18 protein-coding genes and 2 tRNA genes are annotated in these 21,073 nt (G+C 72.7%); 15 read left to right on the forward strand and 5 right to left on the reverse strand.

The genetic code is table 11. The features are described from left to right. The 10 genes from dnaA (at position 1) to AAG742_RS00050 (ending at position 11,721) form a co-directional block, all read left to right on the forward strand. Positions 1 to 1,533, forward strand: a complete 1,533-nt coding sequence (gene dnaA, locus AAG742_RS00005; protein WP_248116727.1) for a chromosomal replication initiator protein DnaA — start codon at positions 1 to 3, stop codon at positions 1,531 to 1,533. 800 nt (positions 1,534 to 2,333) lie between these two features. Continuing rightward, the gene (dnaN, locus tag AAG742_RS00010; RefSeq protein ID WP_248116725.1) at positions 2,334 to 3,449 is read left to right on the forward strand and encodes a DNA polymerase III subunit beta; all 1,116 of its coding nucleotides are present in this window, start codon (positions 2,334 to 2,336) and stop codon (positions 3,447 to 3,449) included. Positions 3,450 to 3,468: 19 nt separating this feature from the next. Further along, a complete protein-coding gene (gene recF / locus AAG742_RS00015; RefSeq protein WP_343282170.1) occupies positions 3,469 to 4,680 on the forward strand; it encodes a DNA replication/repair protein RecF in 1,212 nt (403 codons plus the stop codon). Beyond that, a complete protein-coding gene (locus AAG742_RS00020) occupies positions 4,673 to 5,245 on the forward strand; it encodes a DciA family protein (RefSeq protein WP_248116721.1) in 573 nt (190 codons plus the stop codon). The genes recF and AAG742_RS00020 overlap by 8 nt, the downstream gene beginning before the upstream one ends. Before the next feature lie 330 nt (positions 5,246 to 5,575). After that, on the forward strand, positions 5,576 to 7,723 hold the full coding sequence (gene gyrB, locus AAG742_RS00025; RefSeq protein WP_343282171.1) for a DNA topoisomerase (ATP-hydrolyzing) subunit B: 2,148 nt from the start codon (positions 5,576 to 5,578) through the stop codon (positions 7,721 to 7,723). 156 nt (positions 7,724 to 7,879) lie between these two features. Next, positions 7,880 to 10,696, forward strand: a complete 2,817-nt coding sequence (gene gyrA, locus AAG742_RS00030; RefSeq protein WP_298710890.1) for a DNA gyrase subunit A — start codon at positions 7,880 to 7,882, stop codon at positions 10,694 to 10,696. Further along, positions 10,693 to 11,193: a DUF3566 domain-containing protein gene (locus AAG742_RS00035; protein ID WP_248116719.1), complete on the forward strand. Its 501-nt coding sequence runs from the start codon at positions 10,693 to 10,695 to the stop codon at positions 11,191 to 11,193. Before gyrA ends, AAG742_RS00035 begins: the two co-directional genes overlap by 4 nt. Before the next feature lie 126 nt (positions 11,194 to 11,319). Continuing rightward, positions 11,320 to 11,393, forward strand: a tRNA-Ile gene (locus AAG742_RS00040). Positions 11,394 to 11,449: 56 nt separating this feature from the next. Then, entirely contained in the window at positions 11,450 to 11,623 is a 174-nt protein-coding gene (locus AAG742_RS00045) for a DLW-39 family protein (protein WP_248116717.1), read from the forward strand. 25 nt (positions 11,624 to 11,648) lie between these two features. Continuing rightward, positions 11,649 to 11,721 (forward strand) — tRNA-Ala (locus tag AAG742_RS00050). An 11-nt stretch (positions 11,722 to 11,732) separates the two neighbouring features. Here the strand turns inward: AAG742_RS00050 and AAG742_RS00055 are convergent. Further along, complete coding sequence (locus AAG742_RS00055) at positions 11,733 to 12,320, reverse strand: hypothetical protein (RefSeq protein ID WP_248116715.1); 588 nt, start codon at positions 12,318 to 12,320, stop codon at positions 11,733 to 11,735. A 126-nt stretch (positions 12,321 to 12,446) separates the two neighbouring features. On the opposite strand from AAG742_RS00055, the gene AAG742_RS00060 reads away from it, so the two are divergent. Beyond that, positions 12,447 to 13,214: a queuosine precursor transporter gene (locus AAG742_RS00060; RefSeq protein WP_298710830.1), complete on the forward strand. Its 768-nt coding sequence runs from the start codon at positions 12,447 to 12,449 to the stop codon at positions 13,212 to 13,214. Here AAG742_RS00060 and AAG742_RS00065 read toward each other — a convergent pair. After that, positions 13,163 to 14,206: a nucleoside hydrolase gene (locus AAG742_RS00065; RefSeq protein WP_298710827.1), complete on the reverse strand. Its 1,044-nt coding sequence runs from the start codon at positions 14,204 to 14,206 to the stop codon at positions 13,163 to 13,165. The genes AAG742_RS00060 and AAG742_RS00065 overlap by 52 nt on opposite strands. A gap of 49 nt (positions 14,207 to 14,255) precedes the next feature. Here AAG742_RS00065 and AAG742_RS00070 point away from each other — a divergent pair, with 49 nt between their 5' ends. After that, positions 14,256 to 14,480, forward strand: coding sequence for an amphi-Trp domain-containing protein (locus tag AAG742_RS00070; RefSeq protein WP_248116708.1), 225 nt, complete (start codon positions 14,256 to 14,258; stop codon positions 14,478 to 14,480). 63 nt (positions 14,481 to 14,543) lie between these two features. On the opposite strand, the gene AAG742_RS00075 is transcribed toward AAG742_RS00070, so the two are convergent. Next, positions 14,544 to 15,713, reverse strand: coding sequence for a hypothetical protein (locus AAG742_RS00075; RefSeq protein WP_248116706.1), 1,170 nt, complete (start codon positions 15,711 to 15,713; stop codon positions 14,544 to 14,546). Between the two features lie 207 nt (positions 15,714 to 15,920). Between AAG742_RS00075 and AAG742_RS00080 the strand changes: the two genes are divergently transcribed. Further along, complete coding sequence (locus AAG742_RS00080; protein WP_282442663.1) at positions 15,921 to 16,454, forward strand: peptidylprolyl isomerase; 534 nt, start codon at positions 15,921 to 15,923, stop codon at positions 16,452 to 16,454. A 104-nt stretch (positions 16,455 to 16,558) separates the two neighbouring features. Then, entirely contained in the window at positions 16,559 to 17,413 is an 855-nt protein-coding gene (locus AAG742_RS00085) for a rhomboid family intramembrane serine protease (protein WP_248116702.1), read from the forward strand. A gap of 197 nt (positions 17,414 to 17,610) precedes the next feature. On the opposite strand, the gene AAG742_RS00090 is transcribed toward AAG742_RS00085, so the two are convergent. Then, positions 17,611 to 17,922: a cell division protein CrgA gene (locus AAG742_RS00090; protein ID WP_248116700.1), complete on the reverse strand. Its 312-nt coding sequence runs from the start codon at positions 17,920 to 17,922 to the stop codon at positions 17,611 to 17,613. A gap of 164 nt (positions 17,923 to 18,086) precedes the next feature. Between AAG742_RS00090 and AAG742_RS00095 the strand changes: the two genes are divergently transcribed. After that, positions 18,087 to 18,743 carry an aminodeoxychorismate/anthranilate synthase component II gene (locus AAG742_RS00095; RefSeq protein ID WP_248116698.1) on the forward strand — a complete coding sequence of 219 codons (657 nt, stop codon included), beginning with the start codon at positions 18,087 to 18,089 and terminating at the stop codon, positions 18,741 to 18,743. Positions 18,744 to 18,791: 48 nt separating this feature from the next. Here AAG742_RS00095 and pknB read toward each other — a convergent pair whose 3' ends face one another. After that, positions 18,792 to 21,071, reverse strand: a complete 2,280-nt coding sequence (gene pknB / locus AAG742_RS00100; RefSeq protein WP_298710824.1) for a Stk1 family PASTA domain-containing Ser/Thr kinase — start codon at positions 21,069 to 21,071, stop codon at positions 18,792 to 18,794. Positions 21,072 to 21,073: the final 2 nt, after the last annotated feature.

The raw sequence follows: 21,073 nt of genomic DNA on the forward strand, positions 1-21,073 counted from the left end.
GTGGTGGCAGATCAGGCCGTGCTGACGTCGTGGCGCTCCGTCGTGAGCACGCTGGAGGACGACGCGCGGGTCAGCGCACGTCTCATGGGCTACGTCTACCTGGCCCAGCCGCAGGGGCAGATCGGCAACACCCTCCTGCTGGCGGTGCCCAACGAGACCACCCGCGAGACGCTCCAGAGCGCCCAGGTGGCCGAGGCCCTGACGGACGCCCTCACCGCGGTGTTCCGCGAGGAGATCCTGCTCGCCATCTCCATCGACGCGAACCTGCAGCCGCCCCGCACCCCCGAGCCGGAGGCCCGCCGCTCCGCCCTCGCCGGCGAGCCCGTGAGCGCCGAGCCGACCCCGGACCCCGACTCCCGGCCCGGCCGTCGCGCGGTCGCCGCCGAGCTCCCCGGCTTCGAGCGTCGCCAGGAGGACCCCGTACCCGAGACCCCGGCCCCGGGCGGTCCCGCCGCCGGCGCGCCCACGCCGGCGCCGCCGTCGACCTCGGCCGAGACGAGCCGCCTCAACGAGCGCTACCACTTCGAGACGTTCGTGATCGGCTCCTCCAACCGCTTCGCCCACGCCGCGGCGAACGCCGTGGCGGAGGCGCCGGCGAAGGCCTACAACCCGCTCTTCATCTACGGTGAGTCCGGCCTGGGCAAGACGCACCTGCTGCACGCGATCGGGCACTACGCCCGCCGCCTCTACCCGGGCCTGCGCGTGCGCTACGTGAACTCCGAGGAGTTCACCAACGACTTCATCAACTCCATCCGCCATGACGAGGGCGCCTCGTTCAAGCAGCTCTACCGCAACGTGGACATCCTGCTGATCGACGACATCCAGTTCCTGGCGGACAAGGAAGCGACCGTGGAGGAGTTCTTCCACACCTTCAACACGCTCTACAACAACAACAAGCAGGTGGTCATCACCTCGGACCTGCCGCCCAAGCAGCTCTCCGGGTTCGAGGACCGCCTGCGCTCCCGCTTCGAGTGGGGCCTGATCACGGACATCCAGCCGCCGGACCTGGAGACCCGCATCGCGATCCTGCGCAAGAAGGCGGAGGCCGAGGGGCTCGTGGCCCCGCCGGAGGCCCTCGAGTACATCGCCTCCCGCATCTCCACCAACATCCGAGAGCTCGAGGGCGCCCTCATCCGCGTGACGGCGTTCGCCTCGCTGAACCGTCAGCCGGTGGACATCGAGCTGGCCGAGCACGTCCTCAAGGACCTCATCACGGACGACTCGGCGCAGGAGATCACGCCGGAGCTGATCCTCCACGCGACGGGGGAGTACTTCAACCTCACCCTCGAGGAGCTGACCAGCAAGTCCCGCACGCGCACGCTCGTGACGGCGCGCCAGATCGCCATGTACCTGCTGCGCGAGCTGACCGAGATGTCCCTGCCGAAGATCGGCCAGGAGCTCGGCGGACGCGACCACACCACCGTGATGCACGCAGACCGCAAGATCCGCGAGCTCATGGCCGAGCGTCGCACGATCTACAACCAGGTGACCGAGCTCACCAACGAGATCAAGCGCAAGCAGCGCGGCGCCTGAGGGACGTCCGATCCCCTTCAACCGGAGCCTGAGACTCCATCCACATTGTCCACCACTGTGGACAACCCTGTGGAGAAGCGCTCCCACTGTGGACAACGCGCGCCCCGTCCCCGCGGGATCCCCGCGCCGATTCCGAGCGGTCCACACCCCTGGGGACGGTGGCCGCGCACAGGGTGGGGAGCCAGCCTCGAGCGAGGAGTTCTCCACCGTCATCCACAGGCGTCCACAGGCGTGAACCGCATGATTCCGCGGATCCAGCGAGGTGTGGACAAGGTCTGTGGACAGAACTGTGGACGGCCGGAGGACAAACGGTGCAGCGCACCGCACAACCTCCCACACCCCTGTGGACGACGTCGGTGGGCTGCGATCGGCTCATCCACCGGCCGTGCACACCCCCGACGGGACGGAATCCCCACGCCCCCCACAGCGAGATCGGCGGCCTGACGCCGCACATCGCGGTTGTCCACAGAATCCACACGTGCTATTACCCCTACTGACCCTTCCGTAGAGATCCTGTCAAGCAACATCAAGGCTCCCTGCGCCGCGCCCCGCTCCCGGCCCCTGCCGGGCCCCTGAATGACACGTCCTCGGCAGCCCTCCACAGAGCGGGGGTGAACTGACACCGCCCGCGCCGAGCGCCTATGCTGACGTTCACGTGACGGCTCGCCGAACCGCGGTCCCGCACCGCACGCCCGAGTCCGTCACCGCCGAGGCCTCCCATCCCCTCCGCCGGCGCTCGCGCCGAAGAGGGACGGGTCTCCCATGACCGACGTCCCCGCCAGAGAGGCAGTGCAGAGCTCGTGAAGTTCACCGTCGAACGCGACATCCTCAGCGACGCCGTCTCCTGGACCGCCCGCTCGCTCTCCCCGCGGCCCCCCGTTCCGGTGCTCTCCGGCCTGCTCCTCACGGCGGAGAACGGCCTGGTCTCCCTGGCCAGCTTCGACTACGAGACCTCGGCACGCCTGGAGATCGAGGCGGACGTGGAGGCCGAGGGCCAGGTCCTCGTGTCCGGGCGCCTGCTGAACGACATCGTCCGCTCCCTGCCCGCCGCCCCCGTCACGGTGGAGCTCGACGGCGGCAAGGTCGTGGTGACGTGCCGCTCCTCCCGCTTCGCCCTGGCCACCATGCCGGTGGGCGACTACCCCTCGCTCCCGGAGCTGCCGACGGCCGTCGGCACCGTGGACGGCGCGGCCTTCGCGCACGCCGTGGCGCAGGTGACCGTGGCCGCCTCCAAGGACGACACACTCCCGATCCTCACCGCCGTGAAGGTCGAGATCGACGGCGACACCATGACATTCCTGGCCACGGACCGCTACCGGCTGGCCATGAAGGAGATCCGCTGGACCCCCGCCGACCCCTCGATCTCCACCTCGCTGCTGGTCAAGTCCCGCACCCTCACCGAGGTGGCCAAGTCCCTCGGGGGCGGCGGTGACCTCGAGATCATGGTCAGCGAGAAGGTGGACCTCGTGGGCTTCGCCTCCGGCGGTCGCCGCACCACCTCGGTGCTGGTGGACGGCGAGTACCCCAAGATCCGCTCCCTCTTCCCGGAGTCCAGCCCCATCCAGGCCGTCGTGGAGACCGGCGCCCTCGTGGAGGCCTCGCGGCGCGTCGCCCTCGTGGCCGAGCGCAACACCGCGCTGCGCATGGTGTTCCGGGAGGGCGAGGTCAGCCTCGACGCCGGCACGGGGGACGACGCGAGCGCCACCGAGTCCGTGCCCTGCACCCTCGAGGGGGAGGAGATCACGGTCGCCTTCAACCCGTCCTACCTGTCCGAGGGCCTGGCCGTCGTGGACCAGCCGCAGGTGCGCTTCTCCTTCACCGCCGCTCCGAAGCCCGCGCTGCTCACGGGCGTCTCCGAGGACGCCGGCACCGTCTCCGACTACCGGTATCTCGTGATGCCGGTGCGCCTGGCCTGACGGGCCCGGCCCCCACCCCGTGCACCTGTCCCGCCTGACCGTCCAGGACTTCCGGTCCTACCGGTGGGCCGACCTCGAGATGCAGCCGGGCTCCACGGTCCTGCTCGGGGCCAACGGCGTGGGCAAGACCAACCTGGTGGAGGCCATCGGCTACCTGGGGTCGCACCAGTCCCACCGGGTGAGCGCCGACGCGCAGCTCGTCCGCTTCGGCCAGCCCGGCGCCAGGATCGCCGGCCGGGTGCACCGCGGCTCGCGCACGGTGGCGCTCGAGCTCGAGATCCTCCCGGGCCGCTCGAACCGGGTGGCCATCAACCGCGGCGCCCCCGTGCGGGCCAAGGAGGGCCTCGGCATCCTGCGCACCGTGGTGTTCGCCCCCGAGGACCTCGGCCTCGTCACGCAGGACCCGGGCGGCCGCCGTCGCTTCCTCGACCAGCTCATGGTGCAGCTGCGCCCCGCCCTGGGCGAGGCCGCCTCGGACTTCGAGCGGGTCCTGCGCCAGCGCAACGCGCTGCTGAAGTCCGCGCGGCGTGCCCGGCGCTGGGGCGCGGAGGAGGAGTCCACCCTCGCGGTGTGGGACGAGCACCTGTGCGCGGCCGGAGCCCGCCTGCTGCACGGCCGGCTCCACGTGCTGCGCCTGCTGGCCCACCCGCTCCAGGAGATGTACGCGGCGCTCACCAACGGCTCCAAGGCCGCGACCTACGCCTATGACTCCACCGTCCCGCTGGCCCGCGGCACGCACGCGGAGGTCCCCTCCGTGGCCGAGCTGGCCGCGGACATGGCCACGGCCCTCCTCGCCCAGCGCGACGAGGAGCAGGCCCGCGCCCTCACCCTCGTGGGCCCGCACCGGGACGAGCTGACCCTCTTCCTGGGCCCGGCCCCGGCGCGCGGCTACGCCTCGCACGGGGAGACCTGGTCTCTCGCGCTCGCCCTGCGCCTCGCGGCGTACGACGTGCTCGTGGCCGACGACCCGGATCCGGACGGCCGTCCCGTGCTGATCCTCGACGACGTCTTCGCGGAGCTCGACTCCGCCCGGCGCTCGCGCCTGGCCCGCCTCGTGGGGCGCGCGGAGCAGGTGATCGTCACGGGCGCCGCCGTCGAGGACATCCCGGCGGAGCTGACCGGGCCGAGGATCCTCATCCGTCAGGACGCGGAGGGATCCGAGGCCGTGCCGGCCGCCGACCCGGTGGAGGGAGACATCCGCGCCCCCCGCGAGGGCGGCCGCGATGGCTGAGCCGGAGCCCCCGTTCACCCCGGACCGCCCGGACCTCGCCCTCGTGCAGCTGCGCCGGGTCCGCGACGCCGCCCGGGAGCGCGGAGAGGCCCCCCTGCGCACACGAGGGAGCGGCGCGGGGCTCGCGGCGTCGATGGCGGGTACGGGCGGCGGCCCCCGCGGGCACGACGACGGCGTCCGTCGTCGCCGGCCGTTCTCCGGCGCGGACCGGGACCCGGCCGAGGTCTCCGACGTCTTCTCCCGCCTCATCCGGGACCGCGGCTGGTCCACGCCCGTGGCCGTGGGCTCCGTGCTGACGCGCTGGACCGAGCTGGTGGGCCCGGAGATCGCGCTGCACTGCCGCCCCGAGTCCTTCGAGAACTCCGTGGTGCGGGTGCGCACCAGCTCCACGGCATGGGCCACGCAGCTGCGGCTCATGGCGCCGGTGCTGCTCGAGCGGTTCGACGAGGCGCTCGGCCCGGGCGTGGTCACGCGCCTCGAGGCGCTCGGCCCGCAGGCGCCGAGCTGGCGGAAGGGCCCGCGCACCGTGCGGGGCGGCCGCGGCCCCCGTGACACCTACGGGTGACCCGGGACCGTAGGCGCCCCTCTGACGCACGGAGGCCCCGTCAGACGGCCCGGGTGTCCTGGACGGGATCCCGCACCCCTCCTGAGGGGTCTCTGGGGCCGCTCAGGGGCGGTCTCGGCCTCCGCCTTCCGCGATGTGGCGGGCACGAGGGCGGCAAGCGCCTAGACTGGTGGGGAACTGCGGAGCCCCGGTCCCATCCGACGCTCCGCCCCCGCAGCAGCCCGTCCGCGTCCTCCCGCAGGACCGCGGCGCCGTCCGCCCCCCGGCCGTGCGCCCGCGCGCGGGATGCCACGTGAGGATGCCGCCGACGTTGAGGAGTGACCAGCACCCGTGAGCGACGCAACGCCCGAGAACCCGGCCGAGGTGCCCGCGGCCACGCCGCAGCCCGAGACGCCGCAGGCCTCCGCCGAGGCCGCGCCGGCCCCGCGCGACCGCAAGGTGCCCGGCGACTACGGCGCCTCCGCCATCACGGTCCTCGAGGGCCTCGAGGCCGTGCGCAAGCGCCCCGGCATGTACATCGGCTCGACCGGCCCGCGCGGCCTCCACCACCTCGTGTACGAGGTGGTGGACAATTCCGTGGACGAGGCCCTGGCCGGGTACGCGGACGGGATCGACGTGACGCTGCAGGCCGACGGCGGCGTGCGCGTGGAGGACAACGGCCGCGGCATCCCCGTGGACGTCCACCCCACCGAGGGCAAGCCGACCGTGGAGGTCGTCATGACGATCCTGCACGCCGGCGGCAAGTTCGGCGGCGGCGGCTACGCCGTGTCCGGCGGTCTGCACGGCGTGGGCATCTCCGTGGTCAACGCGCTCTCCCGCCGCGTGGACACCGAGGTGCGCCGCCAGGGCCACGCGTGGCGCATGAGCTTCGCGAACGGCGGCGTGCCGCAGGGCGAGCTCGTGAAGGGCGAGGAGACGGACGCCACCGGCACCGTCCAGACCTTCTACCCGGACCCGGAGATCTTCGAGTCCGTGGAGTTCGACTGGGAGACGCTGCGCGCCCGCTTCCAGCAGATGGCGTTCCTGAACAAGGGCCTGCGCATCACGCTCACGGACGAGCGCGTCCAGGAGGACAACGCCGTCCAGGACGACGAGATCGTGGGGGAGGGCACCGCCGGGGACGCCCTCGAGGAGAACGGCCTCGACGAGGCCGCGCCCGCGCCCGCGCCCCAGCGCCGCACCGTGACCTACCGGTACGAGAACGGCCTGCTGGACTACGTGCGCCACCTGAACTCCTCCAAGAAGGTGGAGCTCGTGCACGAGGACGTCATCGCGTTCGAGGCCGAGGACGGGGACCGCTCCATGGCCGTCGAGGTGGCCATGCAGTGGACGGGCGCCTACTCGGAGTCCGTGCACACGTACGCCAACACCATCAACACCCATGAGGGCGGCACCCACGAGGAGGGCTTCCGCAGCGCCCTGACCGCCCTCATCAACCGGTACGCGCGGGACAAGGAGATCCTCAAGCCCAAGGAGGACAACCTCACGGGCGAGGACATCCGCGAGGGCCTGACGGCCGTGCTCTCCGTGAAGCTCGCAGAGCCGCAGTTCGAGGGCCAGACGAAGACCAAGCTGGGCAACTCCGAGGCCCGCGGCTTCGTGTCCAAGGTGGTCACGGAGCACCTGGGCGACTGGCTCGAGCGGAACCCGGGCACCGCGAAGGAGATCATCCGCAAGGCCATCCAGGCCTCGCACGCCCGCCTGGCGGCCCGCAAGGCGCGCGACCATGCGCGGCGGAAGTCCCCGCTCGAGTCCTTCGGCATGCCCGGCAAGCTCGCCGACTGCTCCTCGAAGGACCCAGCGCGCTGCGAGGTGTACATCGTGGAGGGCGACTCCGCCGGCGGCTCGGCCAAGCAGGGCCGCAACCCGGACACCCAGGCGATCCTCCCGCTGCGCGGCAAGATCCTGAACGTGGAGCGCGCCCGCCTGGACAAGGCCCTCGGCAACGCCGAGATCCAGTCCATGATCACGGCGTTCGGCACCAACATCGGCGAGGAGTTCGACCTCTCCAAGCTGCGGTATCACAAGATCGTGCTCATGGCCGATGCGGACGTGGACGGCCAGCACATCACCACGCTCCTGCTCACGGTGCTGTTCCGCTACATGCGCCCCCTCATCGAGGCGGGCCACGTGTTCCTGGCCCAGCCCCCGCTGTACCGCGTGAAGTGGTCCAACGCCCCGCACGACTACGTGTTCTCCGACGAGGAGCGTGACGCCGCGATCGAGGCCGGCCTGGCCCGCGGCTGGCGCTACCCCAAGGACAACGGCGTGCAGCGTTACAAGGGCCTGGGCGAGATGAACTACCAGGAGCTGTGGGACACCACCATGGACCCGGAGCACCGCACCCTGCTGCAGGTGACCATGGAGGACGCGGCCGCCGCGGACGCCGTGTTCTCCATGCTGATGGGCGAGGACGTCGAGTCCCGCCGCGGCTTCATCCAGCAGAACGCCAAGGACATCCGCTTCCTGGACATCTGATCCGCGCCCGACGCGCGGGCGGGCACCCCACGGGTGCCCCGCGCGTCGGGCCCCCGGACTTCCCCTGCATGAGCTGACGAGGACGAGAGGACCCGCGTGAGCGAGACGACCCCCCCGGAGAACGAGTCGCCGGAGAACGAGACGCCCGAGACCGAGATGCCCGAGGGCACCGCCCCGGAGGGCGGCGTGCACGCCGCCGTGGTCCCGGCTGAGGTGAGCGAGGGCATCGAGCACTACGTGCTGCCCGAGGGCGCGGCCGACAAGGTCGAGCCCGTGGACCTCGAGTCCGAGATGAAGCGCTCCTACCTGGACTACGCGATGGCCGTGATCGTCGGCCGCGCGCTCCCGGACGTGCGCGACGGCCTCAAGCCCGTGCATCGCCGCGTCCTCTACGCGATGTACGACGGCGGCTACCGCCCGGACCGCTCCTTCAACAAGTCCGCCCGCGTGGTGGGCGAGGTGATGGGCAACTACCACCCGCACGGCGACACGGCGATCTACGACGCTCTCGTCCGCCTGATCCAGGACTGGGTGCAGCGCTATCCGCTCGCGCTCGGCCAGGGCAACTTCGGCTCGCCCGGCAACGACGGCGCGGCGGCCCAGCGCTACACCGAGACCAAGATGGCCCCGCTAGCCATGGAGATGGTCCGGGACATCGACGAGGACACCGTCGACATGCAGGAGAACTACGACGGCAAGCAGCTCGAGCCCGTCGTCCTTCCCGCGCGCTACCCGAACCTGCTGGTCAACGGCTCCTCCGGCATCGCCGTGGGCATGGCCACCAACATCCCGCCGCACAACATGCGAGAGGTGGCCTCCGGCGTCCAGTGGTACCTCGAGCACCCCGAGGCCACGCGCGAGGAGCTGCTCGAGGCGCTGCTGCAGCGCGTGCACGGCCCCGACTTCCCCACGGGCGCCCAGATCCTGGGCCGCAAGGGGATCGAGGAGGTCTACCGCACCGGCCGCGGGCCCATCACCATGCGCGCCGTGGTGAACGTGGAGGAGCTCCAGGGCCGCACGTGCCTCGTGGTCACCGAGCTGCCGTACATGACCAACCCGGACAACCTCGCCGCGAGGATCGCGGAGATGGTGCGCGACGGCAAGATCAGCGGCATCGCGGACATGCGCGACGAGACCTCGGGCCGCACGGGCCAGCGCCTCGTGATCGTGCTCAAGCGGGACGCCGTGGCCAAGGTGGTGCTGAACAACCTCTACAAGCACACCGAGCTGCAGTCCAACTTCTCCGCGAACATGCTCGCGCTCGTCGACGGCGTGCCGCGCACCCTCTCGCTCGACGGTTTCGTGCACCACTGGGTGAAGCACCAGATCGACGTGATCGTGCGCCGCACCGCGTTCCGCAAGCGCAAGGCCGAGGAGCGCGCCCACATCCTGCGCGGCCTGCTCAAGGCGCTCGACATGCTGGACGAGGTCATCGCCACCATCCGCCGCTCCGCCTCGGCCGAGGTGGCGCGCGAGGCGCTCAAGGAGCTCCTGGACATCGACGACGTCCAGGCGCAGTCCATCCTGCAGATGCAGCTGCGCCAGCTCGCCGCGCTCGAGTCCCAGAAGATCCAGGACGAGTACGACGAGCTCATGGCCCGGATCGCCGCGTACACGGAGATCCTGGAGAGCCCGCAGCGCCAGCGCGAGGTGGTCTCCGGCGAGCTCGCGGAGATCGTGGCCAAGCACGGCGACGACCGCCGCACCGAGATCGTGGCCGGCTTCGACGGGGACATGTCCATCGAGGACCTCATCCCCGAGGAGGAGATGGTCGTCTCCATCACGCGCGGCGGCTACGTCAAGCGCACCCGGATCGACCAGTACCGCTCCCAGGCGCGCGGCGGCAAGGGCGTGCGCGGGGCCACCCTGCGCGGCGACGACGTGGTGGAGCACTTCCTCACGGTGTCCACGCACCACTGGCTGCTCTTCTTCACGAACTTCGGCCGCGTGTACCGGATCAAGACGTACGAGCTGCTCGAGGCCGGCCGGGACGCGAAGGGCCAGCACGTGGCCAACCTGCTCGCGTTCCAGCCGGACGAGCGGATCGCCCAGATCCAGCCGCTCACGGACTACTCCCGGGCCCCCTACCTCGTGCTCGCCACGCGGGGCGGCCTCGTGAAGAAGACCCCGCTGCTGGACTACGACACGAACCGCACCGCCGGCCTGATCGCGATCAAGCTGCGCGAGGGCGACGAGCTCGTCTCGGCCCGGGTGGTCTCCGACACGGACGACCTCGTCCTCATCTCCCGCCTGGGCCAGTCCCTGCGCTTCACCGCCACGGACGAGGCGCTGCGCCCCATGGGCCGCGCGACCTCCGGCGTGACCGGCATGAAGTTCCGCGGCGGCGACTCCCTGCTGGCCATGGACGTCATCCGGGCCGAGGGCGACGACGACGCGTACGTGTTCACCGTGACCGACGGCGGCTACGCCAAGCGCACCCGCGTGGACGAGTACCGCCTGCAGGGCCGTGGCGGCCTGGGCACCAAGGTGGCCAAGCTCGTCGACGACCGCGGCGGCCTCGCCGGCGGCCTCGTCGTCCACGAGGACCAGGAGGTGCTCGTGGTGATGGCCTCCGGCAAGGTGGTGCGCTCCGCCGTCGCGGGCGTGCCCGCCAAGGGCCGCGACACGATGGGCGTGATCTTCGCGAAGCCGGACAAGAAGGACCGGATCGTGGCCGTGACGCTCAACAACGAGCAGGAGATGGTGGCCAAGGCGGACGCGGAGGCCGATGCCGAGGCGAACGCGCCCGAGGCGGCCAGCGAGGCCCTCGGCGACGCCGCGGATCCGGCGGTCAGCACGGCCGGCCTGGGCGTCGTGGCCGGGGTGGAGACGGGAGCCGACGAGGCCTCCGAGGACGTGACGGGCCCGGATGTACCCTTGGACGCAGCAGCCGATCAGAACGACCCCGTAGCCGCGGCCGACGGCGCCCTCGAGGCGTCCGATGCTGAGGATGCAGACGGAGGAGAGCAGTGAGCACGTCCGCAGCGCAGCGCCCGTCCGGCTCCGGCCGGGCCGCGGGCGGCACGGAGAGGTCCTCCCGTCCGGTCCGCAAGGCCACCTCGTCCGCGGGGCAGGAGAACCTGGTCCGCGCCGTTCCCAAGGCGAAGGTGCGCCGCGCGCGCCTCATGCTGAGCCGGATCGACCCGTGGTCCGTGCTCAAGCTCGCGTTCCTGCTCTCCGTGGCCCTGGGCATCCTGACCGTGGTGGCCTCCGTGGCGCTCTACTCGCTCGCCGACGTCACGGGCGTGTTCGAGAAGGTCAACGGCATCCTGGGCACCGTCCTGGGCGTGGAGGCCGGCCGCTTCACGGTGCAGAGCCTCGCGCCGCTGAGCACCGTGACCTCCCTGGCCACCGTGCTCTCCGTGCTGAACGTGATCCTGCTGACCGCTCTCGCCACCGTGTTCGCGCTGCTGTACAACCTCTGCGCGTCCCTGGTGGGCGGCATCGGCGTCACGCTCACGGACGACTGACCGCCGCCGTCGGTCTCTCCCGTACGGGCCGACGGCGGTGGGCGTCCGCGCGCATTTGCGCCGGGCGCCCGCGCTCGTGTAGTGTCATCTCCTGTTGTGAACGGCTTCTGCCGAGAACGACGGTGAGGGCGTATAGCTCAGGCGGTTAGAGCGCTTCGCTGATAACGAAGAGGTCCCAAGTTCAAGTCTTGGTACGCCCACTCCCACCACAGAGCCCCGGTCCGCTGGGGCTCCGTTCGTACCCGGAGGGTTTCCCATGGATCGTCTGGCCCGCGTCGCCCTCGTGGCGGCCGCCGCCGCGGCGGCCTACGGAGCCCGCACGTGGCGGGCGAACCGTGAGGGGAAGGACATCTGGGCCTCGGCCACGGATGGCCTGCCGGAGAGCGTGTCCCACGCGGACCCGGCGCCGAAGGACCGACCCGCCTCCTGAACCGGAGACGTGGAGCGGACCGCTCGGGGGCATGGCGCAATTGGTAGCGCACCTGCTTTGCAAGCAGGGGGTTAGGGGTTCGAGTCCCCTTGCCTCCACGGACGGACCATCACGAGGGCCCCGCCGGACGATCGAGACGATCGGCTCCGGCGGGGCCCTCGCCGTCTCTGCAGATCTCGCCCGTGCGCCCGCCGCGCGCTGACCGGTCCACGAAGTGGACCACGGACGTCCCGGGGACCGTCAGGAGGGTGTCCGGCGCCCTGCCCTCCCCGGTCCACGAGGCCCGCTGACGCCGCGCCCAGGCGGCGACGCCCGGGAGGGACATCACGAGGCCCGCCCAGAGGACCAGCCCGCCCGTGACGGCCAGGTAGCCCGCGGCGACCGGTGCACCCGGCGTGGCCTCCCACGCGGTGTGCACCACGGCATACGCGAGCAGTGCCGTCACGGCGAGACGCATCCGGCGCCGCTTCGCCTCCTCCTCCGGGCTGCGGGGCGGCCCGTGCAGCGGTGGGGGCGCTGCGCGCGGCGGGCGGAGGAGGACACGTCCGGCCGACCACCAGGCGGCGCCGCAGAGGAGGAGCATCAAGGTCACCTGCCGGCGATCCCGCCTGCCGAGGAGCGGGCTGCCGGTCCACGCCTCCAGCACCCCCCACGCCGGGAGGGCGAGGCCCAGCACGGTGACCACGGCCCCTCCCACGATTCGCCTCCTCCCCTCCATGCCGCCGACGCTAGCGGCCCGCCCCACGCCTCCGGGATGCCCTGTGGACAACTCGAGCCGCCGCCGTCGCGCCGGGCCTGCCCCGCGGGATGGTTGGATGGGTCGGTGAACACCACCGAACACCCGACCACAGACCAGCCCGCATCTGGGCAGGGCCCCACGTCCTACGCCGCGGTGCCCCACAGCTACTACGACATCTTCGTGGGCGTCTTCGTCGCCCTCCTCATCCTCTCCGGCGTCACCGCCGCGAAGCTCTTCTATGGGCCGACGGTGCCGATCCTCTCCGACGTCTTCTACGAGGGCGGCCCCCTCATCTTCGACGGCGGCGCCTTCCTGTTCCCGTTCGTCTACATCATCGGCGACATCCTGGCCGAGGTGTACGGCTGGCGCCGGGCCCGCCGCGCCATCGTCCTCGGGTTCGCGATGCTCGTGCTCGCCGCCCTCACCTACACGGTGGTCTCCTGGACCACGCCCGTCGAGAACTTCGAGGTGTGGGACCAGGCCCTCGCGCCCATGCTGCGGATCACCGTGGCCGGCATCGTCGCGTTCCTCGTGGGCTCCCTGCTCAACGCGTCCATCGTGGTCCGCCTCAAGGAGCGCATGAAGGAACGGCACGTGGCGTTCCGGCTCATCCTCTCCACCGTGGTCGGCCAGTTCTTCGACACCCTGGTCTTCTGCACCATCGCCTACGCCGGTACCATCTCGCTGCTGGAACTGGCGAACTACACGGCGACCGGCTTCCTCTACAAGACGCTCATCGAGATCCTCATCGTGCCCGTCACCCTGCTGATCATCCGAGCCCTCAAGAAGCGGGAGCCCACCTACCGGGCCCCCGGCTTCGAGATCCACCGCGAGGCCTCGCCGGCCGCCTGAGCGAACGCCGCGAACACCGCATCGGGGTCGTTGCCCGTGACGCGCCGCGCGTTCGGGCGGCGGCCCCAGATGCCGCGGTCGTCGTGCACCGTGGTGCCGCGCAGCAGGTCCGATTCTGCCTCCACGTCGATCACCGTGACCGCCGTCGTGATCTCCGCCTGACCCGTGGCCACCTGCGCGGCGAACAGGTCGTGCAGGTGCGCCACGTAGCCCTGGTCGTAGTCGTGGTGGAACTCGAAGTAGAACCGCAGCGCGTCGGCCAGCACGTCCAGCACGGCGCTCCCGGTCCCCGCGAGGGGGCCGGGCTGCCGGACACGGTCCGCGCTCCACCCGACGGGGGAGCGGCCGGCGTCCGCGAGGAGCGCGTCCAGCAGGGCGGGGGTGTACTCGATCCGCTCCGTGGTCTCGAGCGCGCACACGATCGGCAGCCGCTCCTCGGGCAGCCCCTCGAAGGCCGCGAAGACCTCCTTCGCCGCGTCCGGGTCACACCACGTGTTCCACTCCGCGGTGGGCGTGGTGTTGCCGGGGTGGTGGAAGGCGCCGCCCATGATCACGATCTGCTTCGCCAGCTCCGGCAGGCGCGGCTCGGCGCGCAGGGCGAGGGCCAGGTTCGTCAGGGGAGCAGTGCACAGCAGCACGCTCTGGCCCGGATGTGCCCGCAGCTCCTCGAGCCACACGTCGAGCGCGGGGCGCGCCGAGATCCGCTCCTCGCGCCACGGCACGCGCGCGTAGCCCAGCCCCTGCGGCCCGTGCGTCTCCGGGGTGGTCTCGGCCGGGCAGCGCAGGGGGGCCTCCGCACCCAGGGCGACCTCGACGTCGTCGTGCCCCAGGACCTCCAGCAGGCCGGCCGCGTTGAGGGCGCACTGCCGGGCGGAGGCGTTGCCGCCCACCGCCGTCACCGCCGCGATCTCGGCGCCGGCGCCCACGAGCTGGATCAGCGCGCACGCGTCGTCGATGCCCGGGTCCATGTCCACCAGCACGCGCATGCTCACGGTCCGGACCCTATCGCCTTCCGCCGCCGCGCCCGCTAGCCTCGGCCTCATGAGCGAGCTCTTCGAGAACGAGCAGAAGCAGTCCATGACCCGCGAGCAGGCGGCCGCCCGCCTGCGCGAGATCGCCGACCAGCTCTCACGCCAGAACGAGGTGCGGGTGGTGCAGGGCGGTCGCGACGTCGTCGTGGCCGTGCCCGACCGGGTGGAGCTGGAGGTCGAGGTGGAGGTCGAGCAGGGCGGGACGTCCGAGCTGGAGATCAGCCTGTCCTGGTGACCGGCTGACGGCCCCCCACGACGTCGAGGCCCCGCCGGAGCGATCCGGCGGGGCCTCGTCATGTCAGCGGGTGGGCTCGCCCGGCACGCGGGCGTCGGCGTCCGCCACGGCCTGGCCCTGGCCGACGACGCGGTGGCCCGTGGCCTCGGCGACGGCCTCGCGCTGCTTGGCGTAGGGATCGTTCGCCGCCCCGCGCTCCACCACGGGGATGTTGGCGGTGATGGGGCCGGGGGTCGGCGCGGCCCACGGGTCCTGCACCGGCTTGGTGAGCTTCCAGATCGCGAAGCCGGCGCCCGCGGCGGCGGCGGCCATGCCCGCGACGATCCAGCCGCGGCCGCCCGCGCGCTCGGAGCGGTCGGCCTTGCGCGCGGTGCGCTTGAGGTCCTTCTCGGTCTGGCCGGCGTAGTGCTCGGCGCCCTTGCGCAGCTTGGCCACAATCTTCTTGTCCCCGGTGAGGGCGATCAGGGCCTGCTCCACGGAGGTGGGCACCTGGACGTCGTGCGCGGTCTGGCGGGCGCTGCCGGCCACGTCGGCCAGACGCGAGGCGGCGACGGGCGCGAACTCCTCACGGCGCTGCTCGGCGTAGCGGGAGGCCTCGGCGAGGCGCTCCTGGACCTGCGGGGCCAGCTTCTCGCCCTGGTCCTGGACGGCGGCGACGGCGGCGGCCAGGAGCCCGGCGGCGGTGAGCCCGCCCTTCGCGGCGGCGTCCTTGGCCTTGCCGGCCTTCTGGGCGGTCAGGAAGCCCAGCACGTCGGCCTTCGTGTCCGCCTTCTTGGCGGCGCCGCGGGCATCCTTGCGGACCTGCTTGGTCTTCTTCGCGCCGCGCTTGCCGGCCTTCTTCGCGGCCTTGCGGGCGGACTCGGCCTCCTTGGTGAACTCCTCGCCCAGCTCGGCGGCCTGGTCCTGGAGCGCGGAGAAGAACTCGTGCAGGCCGTCCTTCTGCTTCGCGACCACGGGGGCGACGGCGCCCAGGCCGCCGGCCACGGCCTTGCCGGCGCGCTCGGCCAGGGGGGCCATGTCCTGCTTGACGTCCTTGGCGCGGCGGCGGCCCTCCTCGGCGGCGACGGTGGTGCCCACCTCGCCGAAGGCGGTGCCGGCCTCGCCCCACGCGAGGGCGGCCTCGATCCTGGGCTCGGCCCAGTGGCGCAGGATCTCGCCCTGGCGGGTCAGGAACGTGTCCGCCCCGCCGTCGTGCTGGATCGCGGAGTCGGTGGTCGGGTTCTTGCGGGCCATGTCTGCCTCCCGTGCAGTCGGATGTTCGCTGGACTGGTCGTCTCCGGATCAGCCTAGTGGCGTGCGGTGGCCATGGCACGGTCCGAGCGCGCCCCTTCTTCGAGCACCGCCCCGCCGGGGCGCCGCGATTCGGCCCACCGCGAAGACGCGGAGGGCGCGTCGGTCGAGCCGGGGCAGGCGGGGGCCGCGGGTGGAACAATGACGCCCATGACCGCCAACGCAACGCATACCGCGACCATCCACACCAACCACGGCGACATCGTCGTCGAGCTCTTCGGCAACCACGCGCCGAAGACCGTGAAGAACTTCGTGGGCCTCGCCACCGGCGAGCAGGAGTGGACCCACCCCCAGACCCGCGAGAAGAACAACGGCGCCCCGCTGTACTCCGGCACCGTGTTCCACCGCATCATCAAGGACTTCATGATCCAGGGCGGCGACCCGCTGGGCATGGGCGTCGGCGGCCCGGGCTACCAGTTCGGGGACGAGATCCACCCCGAGCTCCAGTTCGACCGCCCCTACCTGCTCGCCATGGCCAATGCCGGCCCCGGCACCAACGGCTCGCAGTTCTTCATCACCTCCGTGCCCACCGGCTGGCTCAACGGCAAGCACACCATCTTCGGCGAGGTGAAGGACGAGGCCTCGAAGGAGATCGTGGACCAGCTCAACGCCGTCGCCACGGACCCGCGCGACCGCCCGCTCGAGGACGTCGTGATCGAGTCCATCGAGATCGCCGAGGCCTGAGCGGCCCGCTCCCGGTGAGCACCACCCCCGAAGGACCGCACGGCCCGGAGTCCGCGCACGGCACACCCCCGGTGTGCCCGCGGCATCCGGGCCGTGCGGCGTATGTGACCTGTCCCGCGTGCGGCCGCCCCGCGTGCCTCGAGTGCCAGCGCCCCGCCGGCGGCGCCATGGTGTGCGCGGACTGCGCCGCGGCGCCCGGCAGCGGCGCCGCCCCGACGCCGTCGTCCGCCCCCGCGCGGGCGTCCCGTGGGCGCGGCGGCGTCCTCGGCGCCCTGACCGCGGCACCGACGACGACCGGCCTCATCGTGCTCACCGCCCTCGTGTACGCGCTGCAGTGGCTGTACCGGGACCCCGTCACCGGCGTGACGCCGTCCCTCTGGTACGCAGGCCTCTACACCTCGCCGCTGGCCTTCGAGCCGTGGCGCCTGCTGACCTACGCCCTCGTGCACGACGTCTCCGGGCCCACTCACCTGGCCCTGAACCTGCTGGCCCTGTGGGTGATCGGCCGCGTGCTCGAGCCGGTGCTGGGCCTGTGGCGATTCCTCGCCCTGTACGCGATCTCGGCGGTCGGCGGAGCCGTGTTCGCCCTGTGGACCTCCGACCCGCTGCAGCCGGTGGTGGGCGCCTCCGGCGCCGTCTACGGGCTCTTCGCGGCGCTCTTCCTCCTCACGCGGATCGGCGGCGGTCAGGTGCGCTCGATCGCGGTGCTCATCGGCCTGAACCTCGCGGCCTCCTTCGCCCTGCCGGGGATCTCGTGGCAGGTCCACGTGGGCGGCCTGCTCACGGGAGCGGCGGTCGCCCTGGTCCTCACCCGGCTCGGCCCGCTGCCGGGCACTCCCGGGCGGGGGCGCGGCGGGGTGGGCGCCCAGGTGGCGGGCCTCGTGGTCGTGCTGGCGGCACTCGGGGGCCTCACCGCCCTGGGTGCCTCCCGGATCGGACTCGACGCGCTGGTGATGTGAGCCGTGCCGGTCCGCCACCGCGCGGGCCGGCAGGCCGGCCCGCGCGGTGGCGGACTGTCCACAGGGGCCCTGTGCAGGAGTGGCCCAGTCACCGTCCACACCTGTGGACAAACCCGGGGACAACTGCTTCAGCCGCGTCAGCGGGCCGATGAAGTTCTCCACAGGGTTGTCCACCGCTGTGGAGAATCACACCCGTGTCATTCGCTCCAGCGGGACATCATGAGGAACCCGAGAAGGGCGAGGCCGAAGCCGATGAGGATGTTCCAGCCGCCGAGGCCCACCAGCGGGAAGAGCCCCTGCGTGAGGTAGTAGGTGCAGACCCACAGCAGGCCGAGGATCATCAGGCCGAACATGACGGCCTTGTACCAGCGGGGCAGGGGAGCGGGCCCGGCGTCGACGACGCCGAGGTCGGTGCTCACGGAGGAGGCGCGGGCGCCGGAACGGGCCCTCTCGAGCTCGGCGCGCTTGCGGCGGGCCGAGTCCTTGCGCTTGCCGGAGGGGGCTGCCACGGTGATGCTCCTTCTGCTGCCCGGGTCCGGGCGTCGCGGGTGGGACGTGGGGGTCCAGGGGCCACGCGGTATCCTTCCCTGACCTGCCGAAGGACCGGCGCGCGGCGTGCCGGGCCAGTCTATGCACCCCGCCCTCGCGCGGCGGGGAGGAAGAAGCGGCCCTCGTGAGCGACTCTCCGGTCTCCGTGCTCGTCGTCGACAACTACGACAGCTTCGTCTACACCCTGGTGGGCTACCTCCAGGAGCTGGGCGCCCGCACCACCGTGATCCGCAACGACGAGGTGGACGCCGAGCGCGTCCTCGCCCTGGCCGCGGAGCACACGGCGGTGCTCATCTCGCCCGGGCCGGGCGCGCCCGCCGACGCCGGCGTCTCCCTCGACCTCATCCGCTCCGCGGCAGACGGCGGCCGGCCGCTCTTCGGGGTGTGCCTGGGCCACCAGGCGATCGCGGAGGCGTTCGGCGCGACCGTGACGCACGCTGAGACGCTCATGCACGGCAAGACGTCCGTGGTGCGCCATGACGGGCATGCGACCTTCACGGGGCTGCCGGAGCGCTTCACGGCCACCCGCTACCACTCGCTCGCCGCCGTGCGCGACACGGTGGACGAGTCCGTCCTGGAGATCACCGCGGAGACCGACGACGGGGTCGTGATGGGCCTCGCGCATCGCACGGCCCCGCTGTGGGGCGTGCAGTTCCACCCCGAGTCGGTGCTCACCGAGGGCGGCTACCGCATGCTGGGCAACTGGCTCGAGTCGGTGGGGCTGGACGGCGCCGCCGAGCGCGGCGCGCAGCTCACGCCGCTCGTCCGCGAGGACGCCTGACCACGAAGGCCCACGAGGACGGCTGAGCGGTCCCCGCCGCCCCGCGGCTCACGTGGAGGGCGTCGGCTCGATCGAGGGCTCGGGGACCACGGGCTCCACGCCGCCCGAGGTCGAGGGGTCCGGATCGGCCGGTGCGGTCGGCTCCGGGTCGGGTGCCGGGCCACTGGGTGAGGGCTCCGAGGGGTCCGGGCCGGGCACTGGATCGCTCGGCGGTTCAGTGCTCGGGTCCGGGGTCGGCTCGACGGAGGTGCTCGGCTCCGGGTCGTCGCTGCTGGGCCGCGGGTCGCTCGGAGGCGCCGGGGCCGCGGTGGTCGGATCCGGCCGCGGGGCCGTGGCGGGCGGCTCCGCCGGCGGGGGGTCCCGCGTCGGCTCGGGCTCGATCCAGGACGGGGCGGGCGCGGCCGGGTCCTCCACCAGGGCGGGTCCCTCCACGGTCGCGATCGCGGAGGAGGACGTGGTCAGCGTGATCGCGGACCGGGTGTCCACGCGAGTCCCCGCGGGCGGATCCTGGCCCACCACGACGCCGGTGTCCACGGCCCCGCTCTCGTCGGACTGGACGCGGGTCGCCAGGTCCGGGGCCGTCCGGCGCAGCGTCGCCTGGGCGTCCTCCACCGTCATCCCCACCAGGTCCGGGACCGGCACCATGCCGGAGGAGAGGTAGAGGACCACGGGAGTGCCGGAGTCCACGCCGCTGCCGAGCGACGGGTCCGTGCGCACGAGCCGGCCCCGCGCCATCCCGCCGGCGTCCTGGTACTCCACGGAGGACACGGACAGTCCCAGCCGCTCCAGCTCCGCGCGCACCGTGGACTCGGGCGCGCCCTGCAGGGACTCCGGGACCACGACGTCGGCGGGGCCGCGGGAGACGTGCACGCGCACCTCGGCGCCCCGGTCCACGGCGGCGCCGGCGGCAGGATCGGTGTCCACCACGTGCTGGGCGGGCACGGAGGCGTGGAACACCGGGACGACGGCGGCGGTGAGGCCCGCGTCCGAGAGCGCCGCCACGGCCTCCGCCTCGGTCCGGCCTTGCAGGTCCGGCACCGTCGAGGGGCCGAGGCCCCGCCCGCCCAGCGTCAGGGAGAGGACGGCGGCCAGGAGCAGCAGCACCGCCCCCATGGCGCCCACGAGGGCCAGGAGCCGACGGCGGGACGTCCCCGGCTCGGGCGGCGGCGGCGCGGCATGGGAGCCCGCGGGCGTCGGGGCTGCGGGCGCGAGCGCCAGGGGGACGGTGGTCGGGCGGGCCGGGGCCACCGCGTGGTGCGAGCCGGTGCTGGGGGAGCGTCCGTCCACGGAGGCCGCGGCGGCGAGCTGGGCGGCCGAGGGTGCTCCGGGCAGGGAGGTGCCGGCCACGGCGTGCCCGGCCACAGCCTGGGTGTCCGCGTCGTCGGGCGCGTCGTCGGGCCGTCCCCCCTCGCCCACGGCGGGCGGCGCCGCCGGGAGCGCGCGGGTGACCGGTCCCTCCTCGGCGAGGGGGAGCGCGGTGGGGTCGGCGACGGCGGCCTCGAGGGCACGGCGGAACTCGGTGGCGGAGGCGTACCGCTCGGCCGGGTCCTTGCGCAGGGCGCGCAGCACCACGGGGTCCAGCGCCGGCGGCAGCCCGGAGGCCACCTCCGAGGGCGCGGGAGGGGTTTCGCGCACGTGCTGGTAGGCGACCGCCAGAGGGGTGTCCCCCGTGAACGGCGGCCGTCCCGTGAGCAGCTCGAAGAGCACGCAGCCCGCCGAGTACAGGTCGGCGCGGGCGTCCACCGCGCGCCCCGTGGCCTGCTCGGGGGAGAGGTAGAGGGCGGTGCCGACCACGGTCTGCTGGGACGTGTTCGCCGAGGTGTCCGCGAGGGCGCGGGCGAGTCCGAAGTCCGTGACCTTCACGTCCCCGGCGGGGGTCACCATCACGTTGGCGGGCTTCACGTCCCGGTGGACGATCCCCTCCGCGTGCGAGTGCTCGAGGGCCTCGAGCACGCCCACCGTCCACGCGGCGGCGCGCCGCCATGGCACGCACCCGTCGTCGAGGACCTCGCGCAGGGTCCGCCCGGAGACGTGCTCGAGGACCAGGAACGGGCAGTCGACGGGATGGTGCTGGTCCTCGCTCATGCAGACGTCGCCCGTGTCGTACACGCCCACGATCGAGGGGTGGTTGAGGGCGGCGGCGGCGCGGGCCTCGCGCCGGAACCGCGCCTGGAACTGGGCGTCCCGGGCGAGGTCCGCGCGCATCAGCTTCACGGCCACCGTCCGGTTCAGGCGCAGGTCCCGGCCGCGGAAGACGTCGGCCATGCCGCCGCGTCCGATCAGCTCGTTGATCCGGTAGCGGTCGTTGAGGATGCGGGGTCCGGGCACGG

Origin of the sequence: Micrococcus sp. 2A (genome assembly GCF_039519235.1) — a bacterium.
Classification (GTDB): Bacteria; Actinomycetota; Actinomycetes; order Actinomycetales; family Micrococcaceae; genus Micrococcus.